An 18,771-nucleotide genomic window follows, 5' to 3' on the forward strand; every position below is an offset into this window, starting at 1 on the left:
TGCCCCCTGAATCGAGTTTGACGGATTACTTGGCGGCGACGGCTTCTTGGGTCGCAGCCTTGGCCTGCTTGCGGGCGTGGATCTCGCCCAGCGCGCGCTTGTACTCGGTCGGGAAGACCTTGACGAACTTGGCGCGGGACTCGCTCCAGTTGTCGAGCAGGTCGCGGGCGCGCTTGCTGCCGGTCCAGCGCAGCTGGTCTTCCAGCAGCTTCCTGAGCTGCTCCTCGTCGGTCTGGCCACGGTGCCAGGTCGCGACGTTGCCGATCGCCTGCTGGTCGGCCGCCGGCAGCACCTGTTCCAGGGTCACCTGGGCGGTGTTGCAGCGCGAGGCGAACTGGCCATCCTCGTCGTAGACATAGGCGATGCCACCGCTCATGCCGGCCGCGAAGTTGCGGCCGGTCTTGCCCAGCACGGCCACGGTGCCGCCGGTCATGTATTCGCAGCCGTGGTCGCCCACGCCCTCGACCACGGCCGTGGCGCCCGACAGGCGGACCGCGAAGCGCTCGCCGCCGACGCCGCTGAAGAAGGCCTCGCCGGTGGTCGCGCCGTACATCACGGTGTTGCCGACGATGATGTTCTGCTGCGCGACGCCGCGGAAGTCCAGGCTCGGACGCACCACGATGCGACCGCCCGACAGGCCCTTGCCGGTGTAGTCGTTGGCTTCACCGATCAGGTACAGGGTCACGCCCTTGCACAGGAAGGCGCCGAAGGACTGGCCGCCCGTGCCTTCGAGCTGGATGCGGATCGTGTCGTCCGGCAGACCTTCCGGGTGCACCTTGGTCACCGCGCCCGACAGCATCGCGCCGACGGAACGGTTGACGTTGCGCGCCACTTCCATGAACTGGACCTTCTCGCCCTGTTCGATGGCCGCCTTGGACTTGGCGATCAGCACGTTGTCGAGCGCCTTCTCCAGGCAGTGGTCCTGCTCGGAAGCGTGCAGACGCGGCACGTCGGCCGGCACCTGCGGCTGGGCGAACAGGCGGCTGAAGTCCAGGCCCTGGGCCTTCCAGTGCTCCAGGCCCTTGCGGGTGTCGAGCAGGTCGGAGCGGCCGATCAACTGGTCGAACTTGCGGATACCCAGCTGGGCCATGATCTGACGCACTTCCTCGGCGATGAAGAAGAAATAGTTCACGACATGCTCGGGCTTGCCGCTGAACTTCTTGCGCAGTTCGGGATCCTGGGTCGCGACGCCGACCGGGCAGGTATTCAGGTGGCACTTGCGCATCATGATGCAGCCCTCGACGACCAGCGGAGCGGTCGCGAAGCCGAACTCGTCGGCGCCCAGCAGCGCGCCGATCACGACGTCGCGGCCGGTCTTCATCTGGCCGTCGGCCTGGACGCGGATGCGGCCACGCAGGCGGTTCAGCACCAGGGTCTGCTGGGTCTCGGCCAGGCCGATTTCCCACGGGCCGCCGCAATGCTTGATCGAGGACAGCGGCGAAGCACCGGTGCCGCCATCATGACCGGCGATCACGAGGTGATCGGCCTTGCACTTGGCCACGCCAGCGGCGATGGTGCCGACGCCGACTTCGGACACCAGCTTGACCGAGATGCTGGCGCTGGTGCCGACGTTCTTGAGGTCATGGATCAGCTGGGCCAGATCCTCGATCGAGTAGATGTCGTGGTGCGGCGGCGGCGAGATCAGGCCGACGCCCGGCACCGAGTGGCGCAGGAAACCGATGTACTCGGACACCTTGCCGCCCGGCAGCTGGCCGCCCTCGCCCGGCTTGGCGCCCTGGGCCATCTTGATCTGGATCTGGTCGGCGGAGGCCAGGTACTCGGCGGTGACGCCGAAGCGGCCCGAAGCGACCTGCTTGATGCGCGAGCGCAGGCTGTCACCGGCCAGCAGCGGAATGTCGACCTCGACCTGCTCGGCGCCGATCACCGAAGCCAGGGTCTCGCCCTGCTTGATCGGGATGCCCTTGAGCTCGTTGCGGTAGCGTGCCGGATCCTCGCCGCCTTCGCCGGTGTTGGACTTGCCGCCGATGCGGTTCATCGCGACGGCCAGGGTGGCGTGGGCCTCGGTCGAGATCGAGCCGAGCGACATCGCGCCGGTGGCGAAGCGCTTGACGATCTCCTTGGCCGACTCGACTTCCTCGACCGCGATCGCCTTGGCCGGATCGACCTTGAACTCGAACAGACCGCGCAGCGTCAGGTGGCGCTTGCTCTGGTCGTTGATGATCTGGGCGTATTCCTTGTAGGTGTTCCAGTTGTTGGCACGGGTCGAGTGCTGCAGCTTGGCGATCGCGTCCGGCGTCCAGAGGTGCTCCTCGCCACGGGCGCGCCAGGCGTATTCGCCGCCGGCGTCCAGCATGTTGACCAGCAACGGATCGTCACCGAAGGCGGCCTTGTGGGTGCGGATCGCTTCCTCGGCGATGTCGAACACGCCGATGCCCTCGACGCGGGTCGGGGTGCCGGTGAAGTACTTGGCCACGGTCTCGGTGTCGAGGCCGATGGCTTCGAACAGCTGGGCGCCGCAGTAGGACATGTAGGTGCTCACGCCCATCTTGGACATGATCTTGGACAGGCCCTTGCCGATCGCCTTGACGTAGTTGTAGATCGCCTTGTCGGTCGACAGCTCGCCCGGCAGATCCTTGCTGATCGCCTGCAGGGTTTCCATCGCCAGGTAGGGATGGACGGCCTCGGCACCGTAGCCAGCCAGCACGGCGAAATGGTGGATCTCGCGGGCGGAGCCGGTCTCGACCACCAGGCCGGCGGTCGTGCGCAGGCCCTCGCGCACCAGATGCTGGTGGATGGCCGACAGGGCCAGCAGCGCGGGGATCGCGACCTGGGTCGCGCTGACGTTGCGGTCGCTGATGATCAGGATGTTCTTGCCACCCTTGATCGCATCGACGGCCTCGGCGCACAACGAAGCGAGCTTGGCCTCGACGCCTTCCCTGCCCCAGCTGACCGGGTAGGTGATGTCGATGGTGGCGCTCTTGAACTTGCCCTGGGTGGTCTGCTCGATGTTGCGCAGCTTGGCCATGTCCTTGAAGTCCAGCACCGGCTGGGACACTTCGAGGCGCATCGGCGGATTGACCTGGTTGATGTCGAGCAGGTTGGGCTTGGGGCCGATGAAGGACACCAGCGACATCACGATCGCTTCGCGGATCGGATCGATCGGCGGGTTGGTCACCTGCGCGAACAACTGCTTGAAGTAGTTGTAGAGCGGCTTGTTCTTGGACGACAACACGGCCAGCGGGCTGTCGTTACCCATCGAGCCGATGCTTTCCTCGCCGTTCCTGGCCATCGGCGCCATCAGGAACTTGATGTCTTCCTGGGTCATGCCGAAGGCCTGCTGGCGGTCCAGCAGCGAGGGCGAGACGCTATCCAGGGCGGCGACCGAAGACTCCTCGACCATCGGCTGGGCGTCGATCTCGCCGGCGACCGGCTGCACCACGTCATCGAGGCGGATGCGCAGGTTCTCGATCCACTGCGCGTAGGGCTTGGAGTTGGCGAGGTTGGCTTTCAGCTCCTCGTCGTCGATCATGCGGCCCTGTTCGAGGTCGATCAGGAACATCTTGCCCGGCTGCAGGCGCCACTTGCGCACGATCTTGCTGTCGGGCACCGGCAGCACGCCGGCCTCGGAACCCATGATGACGAAGTCGTCATCGGTCACGCAGTAGCGGGCCGGACGCAGGCCGTTGCGGTCAAGCGTGGCGCCGATCTGGCGACCGTCGGTGAACACGACCGAAGCCGGGCCGTCCCACGGCTCGAGCATGGCGGCGTGGTATTCGTAGAAGGCGCGACGGCGCGGGTCCATCGTGCTGTGCTGCTCCCACGGCTCGGGGATCATCATCATCACGGCCTGGCTGATCGGGTAGCCGGCCATGGTCAACAGCTCGAGGCAGTTGTCGAAGGTCGCGGTGTCGGACTGGTTGGCAAAGCTGATCGGGTACAGCTTCTGCAGGTCCTCGCCCAGCACCGGCGACGACATCACGCCTTCGCGCGCCTTCATCCAGTTGTAGTTGCCCTTGACCGTGTTGATCTCGCCGTTGTGGGCGACATAACGGTAGGGGTGGGCCAGCGGCCACTCGGGGAAGGTGTTGGTCGAGAAGCGCTGGTGCACCAGGCCGATGGCCGAGACGCAACGCGGGTCCTGCAGGTCGAGGTAGTACTCGCCGACCTGGTTCGCCAGCAGCAGCCCCTTGTAGACCACCGTGCGGCTCGACATCGAGGGCATGTAGTACTCGTTGCTGTGCTTGAGCTTGAGCGCCTGGATATGGGCGCTGGCGGTCTTGCGGATCACGTAGAGCTTGCGCTCGAGCGCGTCCTGCACGATCACATCGGCGCCACGGCCGATGAAGATCTGGCGCATGACCGGCTCCTTTTCGCGCACGGCGGGAGACATCGGCATGTCGAGGTTGACCGGCACATCGCGCCAGCCCAGCAAGACCTGGCCCTCGGCCTTGATCGCGCGCTCCATTTCCTGCTCGCAAGCCAGGCGGGATGCGTGTTCCTTGGGCAGGAAGACGAAGCCGACGCCGTACTCGCCAGCGGGCGGCAGGGTCACGCCCTGCTTGGCCATCTCTTCGCGGTAGAGCTGATCGGGGATCTGGATCAGCAGACCGGCGCCGTCGCCCATCAGCGGATCGGCACCGACGGCACCCCGGTGATCCAGGTTCTCGAGAATCTTGAGGGCCTGGCCGACGATGGCATGGCTCTTCTGGCCCTTGATATGGGCCACGAAACCGACGCCGCAGGCGTCATGTTCTTGGGCGGAGCTGTACAGACCTTGCTGCTGCAGCTGAGCGATTTCGGTAGGACGGGTCAAGCCAAACTCCTCAAATAAGCGTTAACCCGAAGAGGATAGACGATTCCCCCCCCACAAGCAAGCAAAAAAATTGGGGTCAGAGACCAATTTAATTGGACTTGAAACAGAGAGGAAATAAATTGGGGACAGAGTAAAGACCCTCGGTGGCACCGAGTGTCCAGTCGCCATCGGCTTATCAAGCAACCGGCTCGGGCGCTGGCTGCACCGCACGCGGGCGACCAGCCCTACCCTTTTCGAGGCGACGGCCGGTCTGCTCGCGCAACTGCGCCAGGAAACCCGCCCCCCCCAGCGGCCAGCCCTGCACGACGGACTCGGACAAGTCCCGCTGCTGCACCGCACTCAGGCCCTGGTGCACCAGTTCGGCGTAGGCGGCCTCGCGCGCAAACGGCGTGTTGCCCAAGGACCACACCAGCGGATGCGGCGTCAGCCATTTATCGTGGCGCAATCCGATGTAATGGCCGTGACTGGACCAGGGGTAGAGTTCCGCAGCAGGAACCATGCCAGCCCGCACCGGATTGAGATCGATATAGGCCATGCACACCAGCAGATAGCGCTCGCTGTCGATCACGGTCGAGCGGTAGCGCCCCTCCCAGAGCGTGCCGCTGCGGCCGTGACGCAGGTTGAAGCGCCGCACATAGCCGCGCCCCAGCGACTGCATCAGGCGCGACAGCGCACCGTCTTGCTGCGGCGTCAGCAGCAGGTGCAGGTGGTTGTCCATCAGCACATAGGCGTGGACCTGCACCTTCTCGCGCTGCGCCAGCTCGGCCAGCTGGGACAGGAAGAATTCGCGGTCCTCGCGATCGATGAAGACGGCCTGCCGGTTGTTGCCGCGCAGGATCACATGATGGGGCACACCGGTGACGGCCAATCGGGGCAAGCGGGCCATGACGATTCCTTCAGTGGAGGCGGCGCTGCAACAGCACCGCCAGACCGAGCCCGGCAGCACAACAGCAGACCGTGAACCACCAGGCCGGCGACCAGTCACCCCCCTGGCGGGCGACCAGCCAGGCCACCGCCGGCGGCCCGGCAAACTGTCCCAGCGAAGACAACTGCTGCATCCAGCCGACCGTGGTCGACACCGTGTGCCCGCTGGGCGCCAGCCGCACCGCCAGGCTGAACAGGGTGCCGGGTATCAAGCCACCCACCGAGGAAAAGACCAGCACCGCCACGAACTGCCCGGCCGGCCCCACCACGCCCGAAAAAGCGACCCAGCAGGCCAGACCCATGACGCCATAACCGATGGCCAGCAGATGACCGGGCCGCCAGTGACGCGCCAGCAGGCGGCCGGCGGCCACGTTGCCGATCGCATTGGCCCCGGCTGCGGCGGCGCTCAACACCCCCGAGACGCCGAGCGACCAGCCGGCCTGGGTCTGGATGGTGGGCAGGAAGCCGACCACCGCCAGCCACTGCCCCGAATACACGAAGAAGGCCAGCGCCACCAGCCAGGGTCCCGAGGAGGACAAGGTCTGGCGCAGCCGCCGGCCCCAGCCCGGTCCCGGCGCCGCCGTCGAGTGCCCGGGGTCCGGCGGCACCCGCAGCCAGACCACAACGGCCCAGCACAGGGTCAGCCCGGACAGCAGCAGCCAGGCCCAGCGCCACCCCAGCGCGGCATAGAGTCCAGGCCCCAGCAGCATGGCCAGGGCGACCCCCGTCGGCATGTAGCCGCCCCAGGTGCCCAACAACCGATTCAGCGACGGCGGATCCTGCACCAGGCGCCGGATCAGGCCAGGCGCCGGCAGGACGGTCAGCAACAGGCCGACCCCCTCCAGCATGCGCGCGACCAGCAGCAGCGGCACCCGGGACGCCATGGCGCCCAGCGCACAGCCCAGCGCCAGCAGGCAAAGCCCCAGCAGCATGGTGCGGCGCAGTCCCGCCCGGTCCGCCAGCAGCCCGGCCAAGGCCCCCAGCAGCATCCCGGCCACCTGCATCACCGACAGCAGAAAGCCCGCCTGAACCAGGGTCAGGCCCAGCTCGGCGCGCAGGATCGGGATTCCCGGCGGCAACTTCCCCACATGCAGGGCCGCCACCACGCCGGCGGCGATCACCAGCCAGGCGGCCCGGCCGTTCAGCGCCTCAGGCGCAGCAGGCATCGATGACCTCGGCCACCAGCGCGTCGGGCGCGCCGCGCACCACGGCCCGGCCGGCGTCCTCCACCAGCACGAACTTGATCTCGCCGGCCTCGGCCTTCTTGTCGACCCGCATCAGCCGCAGATAGCGCTGCGCGTTGCTCAAGCCCTCGCAACCTTCGCCATGGCCATGCTTGAGTTGCGGCCCGCGCACCGGCAGGCCAGCGGCCTCGACCAGCCGCACCAGCCGCTCGACCTTGTCCGCCGACAGCAGGCCCAGGCGCTGGGACAGGCGCGCGGCCATCACCATGCCGCAACCCACGCCCTCGCCGTGCAGCCACTCGCCGTAGCCCAGGCCGGCCTCGATCGCGTGACCGAAGGTATGACCGAAGTTCAGGATCGCGCGCAGGCCCGCCTCGCGCTCGTCCTGGCCGACGACCTCGGCCTTGATCTCGCAGCTGCGCTGCACCGCGTGCGCCAGCGCCTTGGGGTCGCGCGCGCGCAGCGCCGGCAGGTTCGCCTCGATCCAGTCCAGGAAGGCCAGATCGTGGATCGGGCCGTACTTGATCACCTCGGCCAGGCCCGCGCTGAGCTCGCGCTCGGGCAGCGTCTGCAGCGTGTCGAGATCGCAGACCACACGCGCCGGCTGGTAGAAGGCGCCGATCATGTTCTTGCCCAGCGGGTGATTGATCGCGGTCTTGCCGCCCACCGACGAATCCACCTGCGCCAGCAGCGTGGTCGGCACCTGCACGAAGGGCACGCCGCGCATGTAGCAGGCGGCGGCAAAGCCGGTCATGTCGCCCACCACGCCACCGCCGAGCGCGAACAGCACCGTCTTGCGGTCACAGCCGCGCGACAGCAGCGCGTCGAAGATCAGGTTCAGCGAGTCCCAGCTCTTGTACGCCTCGCCGTCGGGCAGGGTCACAAGATGGATCTGCGGATAGTGGCTGCTCAAGGCCTGCTGCAGCCGGGCAGCATAGAGCGGGCCGACCGTCGTGTTGGTCACGATCAGCGCCGACGCGGCCTTGGGCAGGCCCGCCCAAGTGGCCGGATCGTCCAGCAGCGAGGAACCGATCAGGATGGGATAGCTGCGCTCGCCCAGTTCGATCTCGACGCGGGCATGGACTTGGCCGCCCACGGGCGGCTGGAAGGTGGCTTGGGTCATCCCGCTAGTTTAGCGGGGCATGGACTCCGGCAAGGCGCCGGCGAGCTCCAGCTGCATCACGATCATGTTGACCAGGGTGGCGACCGAGGGCCGGCCGGTCTCGACCACGTAATGCGCGCAGTCGCGGTACTGCGGATCGCGCGCCTCGTAGAGGTCGCGCAGCCGCTGCAGCGGATCAGCCACCAGCAGCAGCGGCCGACCTCGGTCATGCTTGATGCGGCGATAGATGTCCTCGGGCGTCGAGCGCAGGTAGATCACCTGGCCGCGCGCCTTCAGGAAACCCCGGGTCGCCTCGCGCATGCAGGAGCCGCCGCCAGTCGACAGCACCACGTTCGGACCCCGGGTCAGGTCGTCGAGCGTGTCCTGCTCGATGTCGCGGAAGCGCGCCTCGCCCTCGCGCTCGAAGAACTCGCGGATCGAGCAGCCGATGCGCTCCTCGATCACGTGATCGGAGTCGATGAAGGGCACAGCCAGCCGGCGGGCGAGCTGGCGCCCGACAGTGGATTTGCCTGAACCGGGCAGGCCTACCAGTACGATCAATCTGTCTCTCAGTCCAATGAAACGGTGAGGGGCGATGATACGACGCCACTTGGCGACTTGGTCGTGAAGATCAAACGATCACCCACTGCGGCATAACAGTCTGAGAGCGCAACCGTAACCGTTCTCGGGCTGACCATATTCGGGACGGTGTCAACCAAAGTTTGGATGCTCCAAGGAATGTCTGTAACGACCTCACAAATAGAAATACCAAGGTTGAGCCTTGACCCCGTATAAGGAGCAGCATAAACCTGAGTGCCCGTCGGCATGCTGTTCCCGTTAACATCCTGGACGACCACGGATACCGATGTCACCTCTTGGAAGTTGTTGTTATTGATAGTGACAGTGCGCGTGGTAAGCGTCGAGGATGCAAAGACTGGCGCCGAGCTTGCGAACACCACCTGCGCCTGCCGCCGCACGTCAGCAGCACCCCAGACCCCGTCACAAGTATTAGGCCGCCCATCGAGAAGGATAGGGCGTTTGATACTACCCGGCAGTGTTGGACAAGCCAGACTCCCAGCACGTGGCACTGAGAACTCGCCTGTGTCGTATGCTTCGTGCTGGTCGGCATCCATCAGAGCATTGCCCATGTCCGTGAACGCCTCGCCGAGATCGTAGACATTGTTTCCATTAGCATCGACGAAGTCCTCCTCGCCTGGCACATAGGCCATGACCACTGCACGTCCACCAGCAGGGCGAGGGTTTTGACTGAAGAGTGTCGATTTGCAGACAGAGGTCTCGCCCGGCACTCCATCGGTGACATAGCAGGTGGGCGGGATCATGACGCCCGCTGAGCTGACGAAGTTCACCTGGGTGCCTGCGGGCACGGGGTTGCCGACCCTGTCGGCCAGACGGACGATGACATCGGTTTTCACACCATCCAGGTTTAAGCCCTCGATGCTGAACTTCTCCAGGCTCAAGCTCAACCGGCTCTGGACGGCGACGCCGCGAGCCACGGTAAGGACATTGGAATAGGCCTGGACGGCTGCATTGACAGTGGACACTGCCTTGACCAGCACCGAAGTAGGCACAGTACCGGAATACACCGGCACCTTTACAAGGCCAGCGGAGTCGCTGGTCACCGTCACCACACTCGTGTTGCCTTTGGTGCCTAGCGACACCCCGGTCGTGATCAGACCAGCGCTACCGCCCGCCGCAGGGTTGACAAGGGAAAGGCTAACGCTGTGGTTACCCAAGGCGGTTCCGTTGACGTCGACCACCTTGAACACCACATCCGACTGAGTCGCACCGACCGAACCCTGCAGGTAGATGATCTGCGGAGTGGCACTCGCGAACTGGATGTTGGTGGCTTGGGTCGGTAAGACTGAGATCGTGCCTTGAACAGGACTCGCACCAGCCGCCGAAGCAGTGATGGTCACCTGCGAATTGGCGCAAGCAGCTGCGTCGGCCGTGTAAGTGACGGATGCCTTGCCACTTGAGTCAGTGGCTGTCGCTGCGGGCAGCACGGTTCCACAAGAGACCGCAAAAGTGACCTGAACCGGCGTGCTGGTCGCTGCTACGCCGTTGATCTTCGCCATTACGGCGACAGGGCGATTGCCGTAGGCAGCGAGCGCCGTTGTTGTTCCGACATCGAGATTGTCGAGCGACAGCGACAAGGGAGTTATCTGGTAGTCCTTGGTCGCAACAATAGCTTCGCCATCGATCAGGGCCGTGACGCTCACGGTACCTGCCCCTGCCGCCGTTATGGAGGCCGAACTAATCTGAACCGTAGCAGTACCTGTCGAGTCAGTCAGGACATCGGACGCAGGGCTGATCCGAATCAGCTTGGCATCGCCAACGAAGGAAACCTTCTTCCCGGCTACAACCGCCCCCTTGGCATCCTTCAAGGTTGCTTTGACCGTTGCCAGCCCAGCTGCCCCCAAGGAGGTCGTGACAGCATTTGACTGGTCATAAATTTCGACTGAAATGGATGCCTTGGATGTCGAACCGCCCCCACCCGTTCCTGCATTGGAGCCCCCAGCAGGCGTCCCCGCACTCCCCCCACCCCCACCGCAAGCCACCAGCGCCAGCGCCACCCACAGCGCCACGAGCCATTTGAAGATCTTCATGCTTGGTTTCCCTCTCGTTGTGTAGATCCGGGCTCAGCGCGCGGTGGTGAGGACGTCCGACAGCGTGCGCGGCGTCAGGAACACCAGCAATTCGGTCTTCTCGGTCTTGACCGAGCGGCTCTTGAACAGGTTGCCGGCGAACGGAATGTCGCCGAGCAAGGGCACCTTGTTGACGTCTTCCTGCTCGCTGGAGGTGAAGATGCCGCCAATCACCACGGTGCCACCGTTCTCGACCAGCACATTGGTCTTGACGCGCTTGGTGTTGACCGCCACGCCGCCGGGGTAAATGGTGCCGGGCGTGTCCTTGCTGACCTCGACTTCCATGATGATCCCGCCATCGGGCGTGATCTGCGGCGTCACCAGCAACCTGAGGCTGGCTTTCTTGAAGCTCACCGTCGTCGCGCCGGTCACACCGGCAGCCGCCGGATAGGGAATCTCCACGCCCTGCTCGATCTCGGCCTGCGTCTGATCGCCCGTGATCACGCGCGGGCTGGCCACCACCTTGCCTTTGCCGTCGGCCTGCAGCGCCGAGATTTCGAGATCGAGGAAGCGGTTGGCGGTCGGACTGAACAGCGACAAGGCCAGCGTGGCCGGATTGGTCGTGCCTTGTGCCATCGCTGGCAGGTTGACGAAGCTGGTGTTGGCCGAGGTCAGCGCCGTTGTCCGCTCCAGCGTGGTCGCCGACACGGCATCGTAGCTGCCGCCGAAGGCCGCCCGATTGCTTCCCCCGATCGAATAGCCCGCATCGCCACCGCGGATGCCGCGCAGGTCGCTGCCACCGAACTTGACGCCGAGCGAGCGGCCGAAGGTGTCGCTCGCCTCGACGATGCGCGCCTCGATCATGACCTGACGCACGGGGATGTCGAGCTTCTTGATCATTTCCTGCACCGCCTCGAGCCGCGACGGAATGTCGGTCACGAACAGTTGGTTGGTGCGAGGTTCAGCAAATACCGCACCGTACGGCGACAACGTGCGGCCGCCCTCAACCGTGGTGGTATTGTTTGAATAGGTTCTTGCTACCGGTCTGGTAATGCTGCTAGCTGAAACTTGTGAAGTTGAGGTTGTAGTGGTTGTGCCAAGCAACTGTGCCGAGATATCGACTGCCTTGGCATAGTTCAACTGAAAAGATTGGGTTTTCAACGGCTCGATGCTTTGCATCTCCGCCCTGGCCTGTGCCTCCTGCTTCTCGCGCGCGGTGATCTCGTCCTTGGGCGCGATCCAGATCACGTTGCCAGACTTGCGCATGCCCAGGCCCTTGGCCTGCAGGATGATGTCGAGCGCCTGGTCCCATGGCACGTCCTTGAGCCGCAGCGTGACGTTGCCCACCACCGAGTCCGAGGTCACGATGTTGAAGTTGGTGAAGTCGGCGATCACCTGGAGCAGCGAACGCACCTCGATGTTCTGGAAGTTCAGCGTCAGCTTCTCGCCGGCGTAGCCCGGCCCCTGGGTCAGCTTGTTGGGATCGACCTTGAGTTCGCGCATCTCCAGCACGAACTGGCGGTCGCTCTGGTAGGCGCTGTGCTCCCAGTTGCCACGGGCCTCGACCACCATGCGCACGCGGTCGCCGACCTGGGTCGTGGTGACGGTCTGCACCGGGGTGCCGAAATCGGTGACGTCGAGGCGGCGGCGCAGGCCTTGCGGCAGCGAGGTCTTGAGAAAATCGACCACCAGGTTCTTGCCCTGCTGGCGAATGTCGACGCCGACCTGATTGCTGGCCAGGTTCACCACCAGGCGCCCCGCCCCTTCGGGGCCGCGACGGAAGTCCACATCCTGCAGCGGCAGCATCTCGTTGCCACCGCCCTGCGCGAAGGCCGGCGTGGCGACTGGCGCCGCGCTGGTGTCGGGCGCCAGCAGCACCAGCAGGGTATTGCCCTCGATCCTGGTCTGGTAGCCGGTCGCGTGGTTGAGGTTGAGCACGACCCGGGTACGGTCGCCCGCCTGGACCACATTGGCCGAGCGCAGATTGCCCTGGTTGAGCTCGAACAGCTTGCGCCCGGTGGCGTTGCTCGCACCCGCAAAATCCAGCGCGATGCGCGCCGGCGACTGGATCGCGAAGCCAGTCGGCGGCTGCCGGATCGGCTCGCTGGCCTGGATGCGCAAGATCTCGGTGCCCCCCTGCGTCGCGGCAGAGATGGACTGGATCGCGAGTTGCGCCTGCGCCAGTCCGGCCGACAACAGACCCAGCACCAGCAGGGACAACTGGTGCCAGCCCGTCTGGCCCGCCGTCGATTTCGTGTTCTTCTTCATTTGCGGGTCTCCTCCTGTAGCTGCAGCGCGGCCGGTCGTTCGACCCAGTCGCCGGCCGCGTCCTGAACGATCTCGCGCAGCGCGATCTGCTGCTCGTCGATCTGCGTGATGCGCCCGAAGTTCTGTCCCAGGTACTGGCCGACGCCGACCTGGTACAGCAGCTTGTCCACCCGGACCAGCGCCACCTTGCGGCCGGCCCGGTCCATCAGGCCGACCATGGTCATGCTGTCGAGCGGGACCAGCTCCAGCGGCTCCTTGCGCCGATCGGTCTCGGCACGGATCAGGGCATTCCCGGCACCCGATGCCTTATCGGTGCGCAGTGCGATGAAAAGTTTCTCGGAACTGAAGGGCGGCACGGCCGACTCGCTGCCATAGGCCTGCGGCACGAAGCGCTTGGGCTCGGCGATCGGTTCGACCTGCGGCGAGACGGCGTTGCGCTGCTCGGTCATCCACTGGCGGATCTCGTCATGCGAGCCCTGGCTGCAAGCCGTCAGCAGCAGGGCCAGGCCCAGGGCGGCGGCTTGGCGGGTGATACGGACGGACCTCATTTCTTGCCCCCCTTCTGCTGCGAGGCCTTGCGGGCCTCCTTCTGGGACAGGATCTCGTCGGGATCGAGGTAGCGGAAGGTCTTGGCCGTGGCATCCAGCGTCAACTGGCCGGGCTGTGCGGACTGGCCAGCCGCCGGGGCGATCGTGAGGTTGTTGAGCGTGACGATGCGCGACAGCGCCGCGATGTCGGCCGCGAACAGCGCGATGTCGTGGTAGCTGCCGGTCACGCGCAAGGCAATGGGCTGCTCGGCGTAGTACTCCTGCACGTTGACGCCGCCGGGGCGGAACAGCTCGAACTGCAGGCTGCGGCCCAGACCGGCCTGGTTGATGTCGGACAGGAGCGCGTCCATCTCGGCCTTGCTGGGCAGCTGCTTCTCGATCTGGTTGACGTAGACCTGAACCTGCTCAAGCTGCAGCTTGAGGGCCGCCAGGTTGACCGCCTGGGCGAGCTTGGTCTGGTAGGTCTGGCGTAGCTCGATTTCCTGCTGGCGTTCGGCCTCGAGCTCGTCGGACAGGCCGCTGAGCCAGGCATACCAGAGCGCCACCACCACCACCACCGCCAGCGCGAACAGCAGCAGGTAGCGCGGCAACGCAGGCCAGCGCGAGGGGTCGTTGCGATCGAGCCCGGTGAAATCGTTGCGTATCTGGCCGCGCAGGGCGGCGAAGTCGATGGCGGAGGCTTGCTTGAATCTGGCCATGCTGGGGTTCTCCTCAGACCTTGCCGGCCGGCTGTGCGCCCGGCTGGGTGCCTGGCTTGGCGTCAGGCGAGCCAGGACTCGCCTCCTGGCCGCGCAAGAGCGCGACCCGGATAGAGAAATTGGAGACACGCCTGTGCCCACGCTGGGGCACGTTGACTTCGCCCGCCACGATCTCGACCAGCTGCGGCTGGCGCAGCCAGGCACTGTGGTTGGCCAGGTTGCGCAGCAGCTCGGAGACGCGTTCCTGCGACTGGGCCATGCCCGCGATCACGATGCCGTCCCCCTCCTGCTTGAGCGAGCTCAGGTAAACGCCATCCGGCAGTTGCTTGACCATTTCCTCCAGCAGATGCACCGGCAGGTTACGGTCGGCCTGCAGGCTCTCCACGGCCTGCTGGCGCGCCTTGAGCGCCTCGACCTGGGACTTGAGGCCGGCGACCTCCTTGATCTGCGCGTCGAGCACCGCGATCTCGGCCCGGAACAGGTCATTGCGGTCGCGCTGGGCGTCGATGCGGGTCTGGAACGCCAGCATGACCGCGCCAGACAGCAGCCCTCCCACCAGCGCGGCCAGCCCGAGCTGGACCAGGAAGATCTCGCGCCTGCGCTTGCGCGCCGCCTCGCGGTGCGGCAGCAGGTTGATCAGGATCATGGGTGGAACCTCCGCAATGCCAGCCCGGTCGCGACGAGGTAGGAGGTCGATTCGGAGGTCAGCGCGCCCGCCTTGACTCCGGGTCCGAGCACCATGCCGTCGAAGGGGTTGATGACCTTGCACGGAAAGGCGGTCTGGGCCGCGACGGCCTCGACCACGCCGGGCAAGGCGGCGCAACCGCCCGACAGCAGGAGGTGATCGACCTTGTTGTGCGGGGTGCTGGTGAAGAAGAACTGCAGCGCCCGCCCGATCTCCTGGCCCAGGCTGTCCATGAAGGGGCGCAGCACCTTGTCGGCATAATCCGCCGGCAGGTCGCCAGCCTTCTTCTTGGCGTCGGCTTCCTCGAAGCTCAGACCGTACTGGCGCGCGATCTGCTGCGTCAGCATGGCGCCACCAAAGACCTGATCGCGCTCGTAGATCACGTCGTCGTTGCGGATGACCTGCAGGCCGGTGCTGTACGATCCGACCTCGAACAATGCGATCAACGCGTCAAGGCCGTGGTTGGGCAGCGCATCGATGACGCGACTGGCAGCCAGGCGCGTGGCATAGGACTCGACGTCCATCACGACGGGCACCAGTCCGACCGCCTCGGCCACGGCCTGGCGGTCCGAGACCTTCTCCTTGCGCGAGGCGGCCAGCAGCACGTCGACCATCTCGGGCGAGCCGGCCGTTGGCCCGATCACGCAAAAGTCCAGACTGACCTCGGCCAGGGGAAAGGGGATGTACTGGGAGGCATCCGCCTCGACCTGGGCTTCCAGTTCAAGGTCGCTGAGGCCGGCCGCCAGCACGATTTTCTTGGTGATGACCGCCGAACCCGGCAAGGCCAGCGCCACGTTCCGGGTCTTGCTGCCACATTTGCGCAACAGGCGGCGCAGGGCCTCGGCCACCTCGTCGAACTTCTCGACGTTGCCCTCGTTGACCCAGCCGCGCTCGAGCGGCTCCATGCCGCAGTGCTCCAGCACCAGCTGGCCGTCCCGGCCGCGACCCAGCTCGACCAGCTTGACAGTGGAGGAACTGATATCGATGCCGAGCAGGGGCGCAGGCCCCCGCCCCATGAGTATCCCAGAAGAGACCACTTCCTTCCCCCCGTTAAAAAGGCGCCTGCATGACGTCTTTTCTTGCTTTGCTTACATACTAGCAGCAAGATAGCCTAGTTAACAAGGCTAATGCCCGGCAAATGAATTGCCACAGTTACCATTTCCAACCACGGGCACCATTCGAGGCCAGGCAGTCGGGCGAGCAGATTTCTATAATCGCGCACCACTTCCAGACGCACACGCATGCCTGCTCGCACCCCCCATCCGAACTCACCAGAGGGCCGGCCCTCTGCCCGCGGCCAACGCCCGTCCACGGGCTGGCGCTGGCTCAAGTGGCTGCTCGGCGCAGCCATCGCCAGCGGGCTGGCGCTGCTGCTGGCGCTGGGCATCGCGCTCGCGGTGGCATTTCCCAATCTGCCCGACGTCACCGCGCTGGCTGACTACCGACCCAAGCTGCCGCTGCGCGTGCTGAGCGCCGACGGCGAGACCATCGCCGAATTCGGCGAGGAGCGGCGCAACCTGACGCCCATCGAGGACATCCCGCCGGTCATGATCAATGCCGTGCTGGCGATCGAGGACGCGCGCTTCTACGAGCACAGCGGCATCGACTACATCGGCATGCTGCGCGCGGCGCTGGCCAACCTGGGCCGCGCCAAGAGCCAAGGCGCCTCGACCATCACGATGCAGGTCGCGCGCAACGTCTACCTGTCGAGCGAGAAGAGCTACCAGCGCAAGATCTACGAGGTGCTGCTGACCTTCAAGCTGGAGGCCTTGCTGAGCAAGGACCAGATCCTCGGGATCTACATGAACCAGATCTTCCTGGGCCACCGCGCCTACGGCTTCGCCGCCGCGTCCCAGGTCTATTTCGGCAAGCCGCTCAAGGAACTCACGATCGCCGAGGCCGCCATGCTCGCCGGCCTGCCCAAGGCGCCTTCGGCCTACAACCCGATCACCAACCCCAAGCGGGCCCGCATTCGCCAGCTCTACATCATCGAGCGCATGCAGGAAAACGGCTTCATCACCGCGGAGCAAGCGCGCGCGGCCAAGGAGGAAGAGCTGGTGCTGAAGCGCGACAGCGGCAAGCAGCCGCTGCACGCCGAGTACCTGGCCGAGATGGTGCGCCAGGTGGTCTACCAGCAGTACGGCCCCGAGACTTACACCCGAGGCCTGACGGTACACACGACGCTGGACGCACAGGCACAGCGCGCCGCCTACAACGCGCTGCGCCGTGGCGTGCTCGACTTCGAGCGCCGACAGCATTACCGTGGCCCCGAGAAGTTCATCGAGCTGCCGGCCGACCCCAGGGCACGTACCGAGGCGATCGACGAGGTCATCACCAGCCGCCCCGACAACGGCGAGCTGCGCACGGCGGTGGTGTTGGAGGCCGGACCGCGCAGGGTGCTCGTGGTACGCGGCGATGACGAACTGATCGCGATCACGGGCGACGGACTGAAACCGGTGCAGTCGGGCCTGTCGGACAAGGCGCCGCCCAACCTCAGGCTGCGTCCGGGCGCGGTGGTGCGGGTGGTCAGGAACGCGACGGGCTGGGAGCTGACGCAGCTGCCCGAGGTCGAGTCGGCCTTCGTCGCGCTTGATCCCCGCAGCGGCGAAATCCGCGCACTGGTCGGCGGCTTCGACTTCGAAAAGAACAAGTTCAACCACGTGACCCAGGCCTGGCGTCAGCCGGGTTCGAGCTTCAAGCCCTTCATCTATTCGGCCGCGCTCGAGAAGGGCATCTCGCCGGCGACCGTGGTCAACGACGGGCCGCTCTACTTCAACGCCGGCGTCACGGGCGGCCAGCCCTGGGAACCCAAGAACTATGACGGCAAGTTCGAAGGTCCGATGACCGTGCGTACCGCGCTGGCCAAGTCCAAGAACATGGTGTCGATCCGCATCCTGCAGACCGTGGGGGCGGCCGAGGTACAACGGTGGGTCACGCGCTTCGGCTTCGACGCCGACAAGCACCCGCCCTACCTGACGATGGCGCTGGGCGCGGGCTCGGTCACGCCGCTGCAGATGGCGGCCGGCTACGGCGTGTTCGCCAACGGCGGGCACTATGCCGCGCCGCGCTTCATCAGCCGCATTGACGACCACCGGGGCCGCGTGCTGCAAGAGTTCAAGCCGCCGGCACCGGAAGACATGCCACAGGTGATCGAGCCGCGCAACGCCTTCATCATGAACCAGTTGCTCAACGAGGTCGCTCGCTCCGGTACCGCCGCACGCGCCCAGGCCACGCTCAAGCGGCCCGACCTCTACGGCAAGACCGGCACCACCAACGATGCGGTGGATGCCTGGTTCGTGGGCTACCAGCCCACCCTGGTCGGCGCGGTCTGGGTCGGCTATGACAACCCGCGCAACCTGGGCAGCCGCGAGACTGGCGGCGGCCTGTCGCTGCCGATCTGGATCAACTTCATGCAGGAGGCGCTGCGCGACACGCCAGTGGCCGAACTTGCGGTCCCGCCCGGCGTGGTCAACGTCCAGGGCGAGTGGTACTACGACAACTACGCGCCCGGCAGCGGCGTGGCCCGACTGGGCGGCGGCGAGGGCGAGGGCGAGAGCACGAGCGAGGAGGCACCGCCGCCAGCCGAGTCGGAGGAGAAACGCGGCATCCTGGACCTGTTCAAGAACTGAAGACCAGTGGCTGGCCAGCCTGCGCGCTGGCCTCGCGCGAGAGGTGGGTGAAGAACTCGCCCGCCCCCTTGGTGTCCTGCCAGTGACTGCCATCGAACCGGTAGTGATAGCCACCCGAGCGCGCGGCCAGCCAGATCTCGTGCAAGGGTTTCTGCAGGTTGATCACGATCTGGCTGCGGTTGGCGAAGCTCAGCGTGATCACGCCACCATTGCGCTGGTTGTCGATGTCGGCATCGCTCTCGTCACTGATGCGGTCGCAGGCCAGCTCGATGGCCTTGAGCACGGCTTCAGCATGGTCCATGTATTCGAGGTCGGTCATACAATTCCCGGATGTTTGAAATCAGGCAAATTCT

The 18,771-nt window shown here is 65.6% G+C and carries 13 protein-coding genes; 1 reads left to right on the top strand and 12 read right to left on the bottom strand.

The features are described from left to right. Positions 1 to 25: 25 nt before the first annotated feature. The 11 genes from PHR85_RS08590 to PHR85_RS08640 form a co-directional block, all read right to left on the bottom strand. Positions 26 to 4,774 (bottom strand): glutamate synthase-related protein, encoded by a 4,749-nt coding sequence (locus tag PHR85_RS08590; protein ID WP_300053049.1) that lies wholly within the window; start codon positions 4,772 to 4,774, stop codon positions 26 to 28. 175 nt (positions 4,775 to 4,949) lie between these two features. After that, the gene (locus tag PHR85_RS08595) at positions 4,950 to 5,660 is read right to left on the bottom strand and encodes a transposase (protein ID WP_300053052.1); all 711 of its coding nucleotides are present in this window, start codon (positions 5,658 to 5,660) and stop codon (positions 4,950 to 4,952) included. A 10-nt stretch (positions 5,661 to 5,670) separates the two neighbouring features. Next, entirely contained in the window at positions 5,671 to 6,864 is a 1,194-nt protein-coding gene (locus PHR85_RS08600) for a CynX/NimT family MFS transporter (protein WP_300053055.1), read from the bottom strand. Further along, on the bottom strand, positions 6,848 to 8,005 hold the full coding sequence (gene aroB / locus PHR85_RS08605; protein WP_300053058.1) for a 3-dehydroquinate synthase: 1,158 nt from the start codon (positions 8,003 to 8,005) through the stop codon (positions 6,848 to 6,850). Before aroB ends, PHR85_RS08600 begins: the two co-directional genes overlap by 17 nt. A gap of 9 nt (positions 8,006 to 8,014) precedes the next feature. Further along, positions 8,015 to 8,545 (bottom strand): shikimate kinase, encoded by a 531-nt coding sequence (locus tag PHR85_RS08610; RefSeq protein WP_300053061.1) that lies wholly within the window; start codon positions 8,543 to 8,545, stop codon positions 8,015 to 8,017. Between the two features lie 8 nt (positions 8,546 to 8,553). Then, the gene (locus PHR85_RS08615) at positions 8,554 to 10,611 is read right to left on the bottom strand and encodes an Ig-like domain-containing protein (RefSeq protein ID WP_300053064.1); all 2,058 of its coding nucleotides are present in this window, start codon (positions 10,609 to 10,611) and stop codon (positions 8,554 to 8,556) included. A gap of 33 nt (positions 10,612 to 10,644) precedes the next feature. Then, entirely contained in the window at positions 10,645 to 12,858 is a 2,214-nt protein-coding gene (gene pilQ / locus PHR85_RS08620) for a type IV pilus secretin PilQ (RefSeq protein WP_300053066.1), read from the bottom strand. Next, entirely contained in the window at positions 12,855 to 13,406 is a 552-nt protein-coding gene (locus PHR85_RS08625; RefSeq protein ID WP_300053068.1) for a pilus assembly protein PilP, read from the bottom strand. Before PHR85_RS08625 ends, pilQ begins: the two co-directional genes overlap by 4 nt. After that, positions 13,403 to 14,104: a type 4a pilus biogenesis protein PilO gene (locus PHR85_RS08630; protein ID WP_300053071.1), complete on the bottom strand. Its 702-nt coding sequence runs from the start codon at positions 14,102 to 14,104 to the stop codon at positions 13,403 to 13,405. The genes PHR85_RS08625 and PHR85_RS08630 overlap by 4 nt, the downstream gene beginning before the upstream one ends. Before the next feature lie 13 nt (positions 14,105 to 14,117). After that, a complete protein-coding gene (locus tag PHR85_RS08635) occupies positions 14,118 to 14,750 on the bottom strand; it encodes a PilN domain-containing protein (protein WP_300053074.1) in 633 nt (210 codons plus the stop codon). Beyond that, a complete protein-coding gene (locus PHR85_RS08640) occupies positions 14,747 to 15,805 on the bottom strand; it encodes a pilus assembly protein PilM (RefSeq protein WP_300053077.1) in 1,059 nt (352 codons plus the stop codon). Before PHR85_RS08640 ends, PHR85_RS08635 begins: the two co-directional genes overlap by 4 nt. 225 nt (positions 15,806 to 16,030) lie before the next feature. On the opposite strand from PHR85_RS08640, the gene PHR85_RS08645 reads away from it, so the two are divergent. Further along, a complete protein-coding gene (locus tag PHR85_RS08645; protein WP_300053079.1) occupies positions 16,031 to 18,418 on the top strand; it encodes a penicillin-binding protein 1A in 2,388 nt (795 codons plus the stop codon). Here PHR85_RS08645 and cyaY read toward each other — a convergent pair. Beyond that, positions 18,408 to 18,737, bottom strand: a complete 330-nt coding sequence (gene cyaY, locus PHR85_RS08650) for an iron donor protein CyaY (RefSeq protein WP_300053082.1) — start codon at positions 18,735 to 18,737, stop codon at positions 18,408 to 18,410. The two genes, PHR85_RS08645 and cyaY, sit on opposite strands and share 11 nt — an antisense overlap. Positions 18,738 to 18,771: the final 34 nt, after the last annotated feature.

Source organism: Malikia sp., from assembly GCF_028687635.1.
GTDB lineage: Bacteria > Pseudomonadota > Gammaproteobacteria > Burkholderiales > Burkholderiaceae_C > Malikia.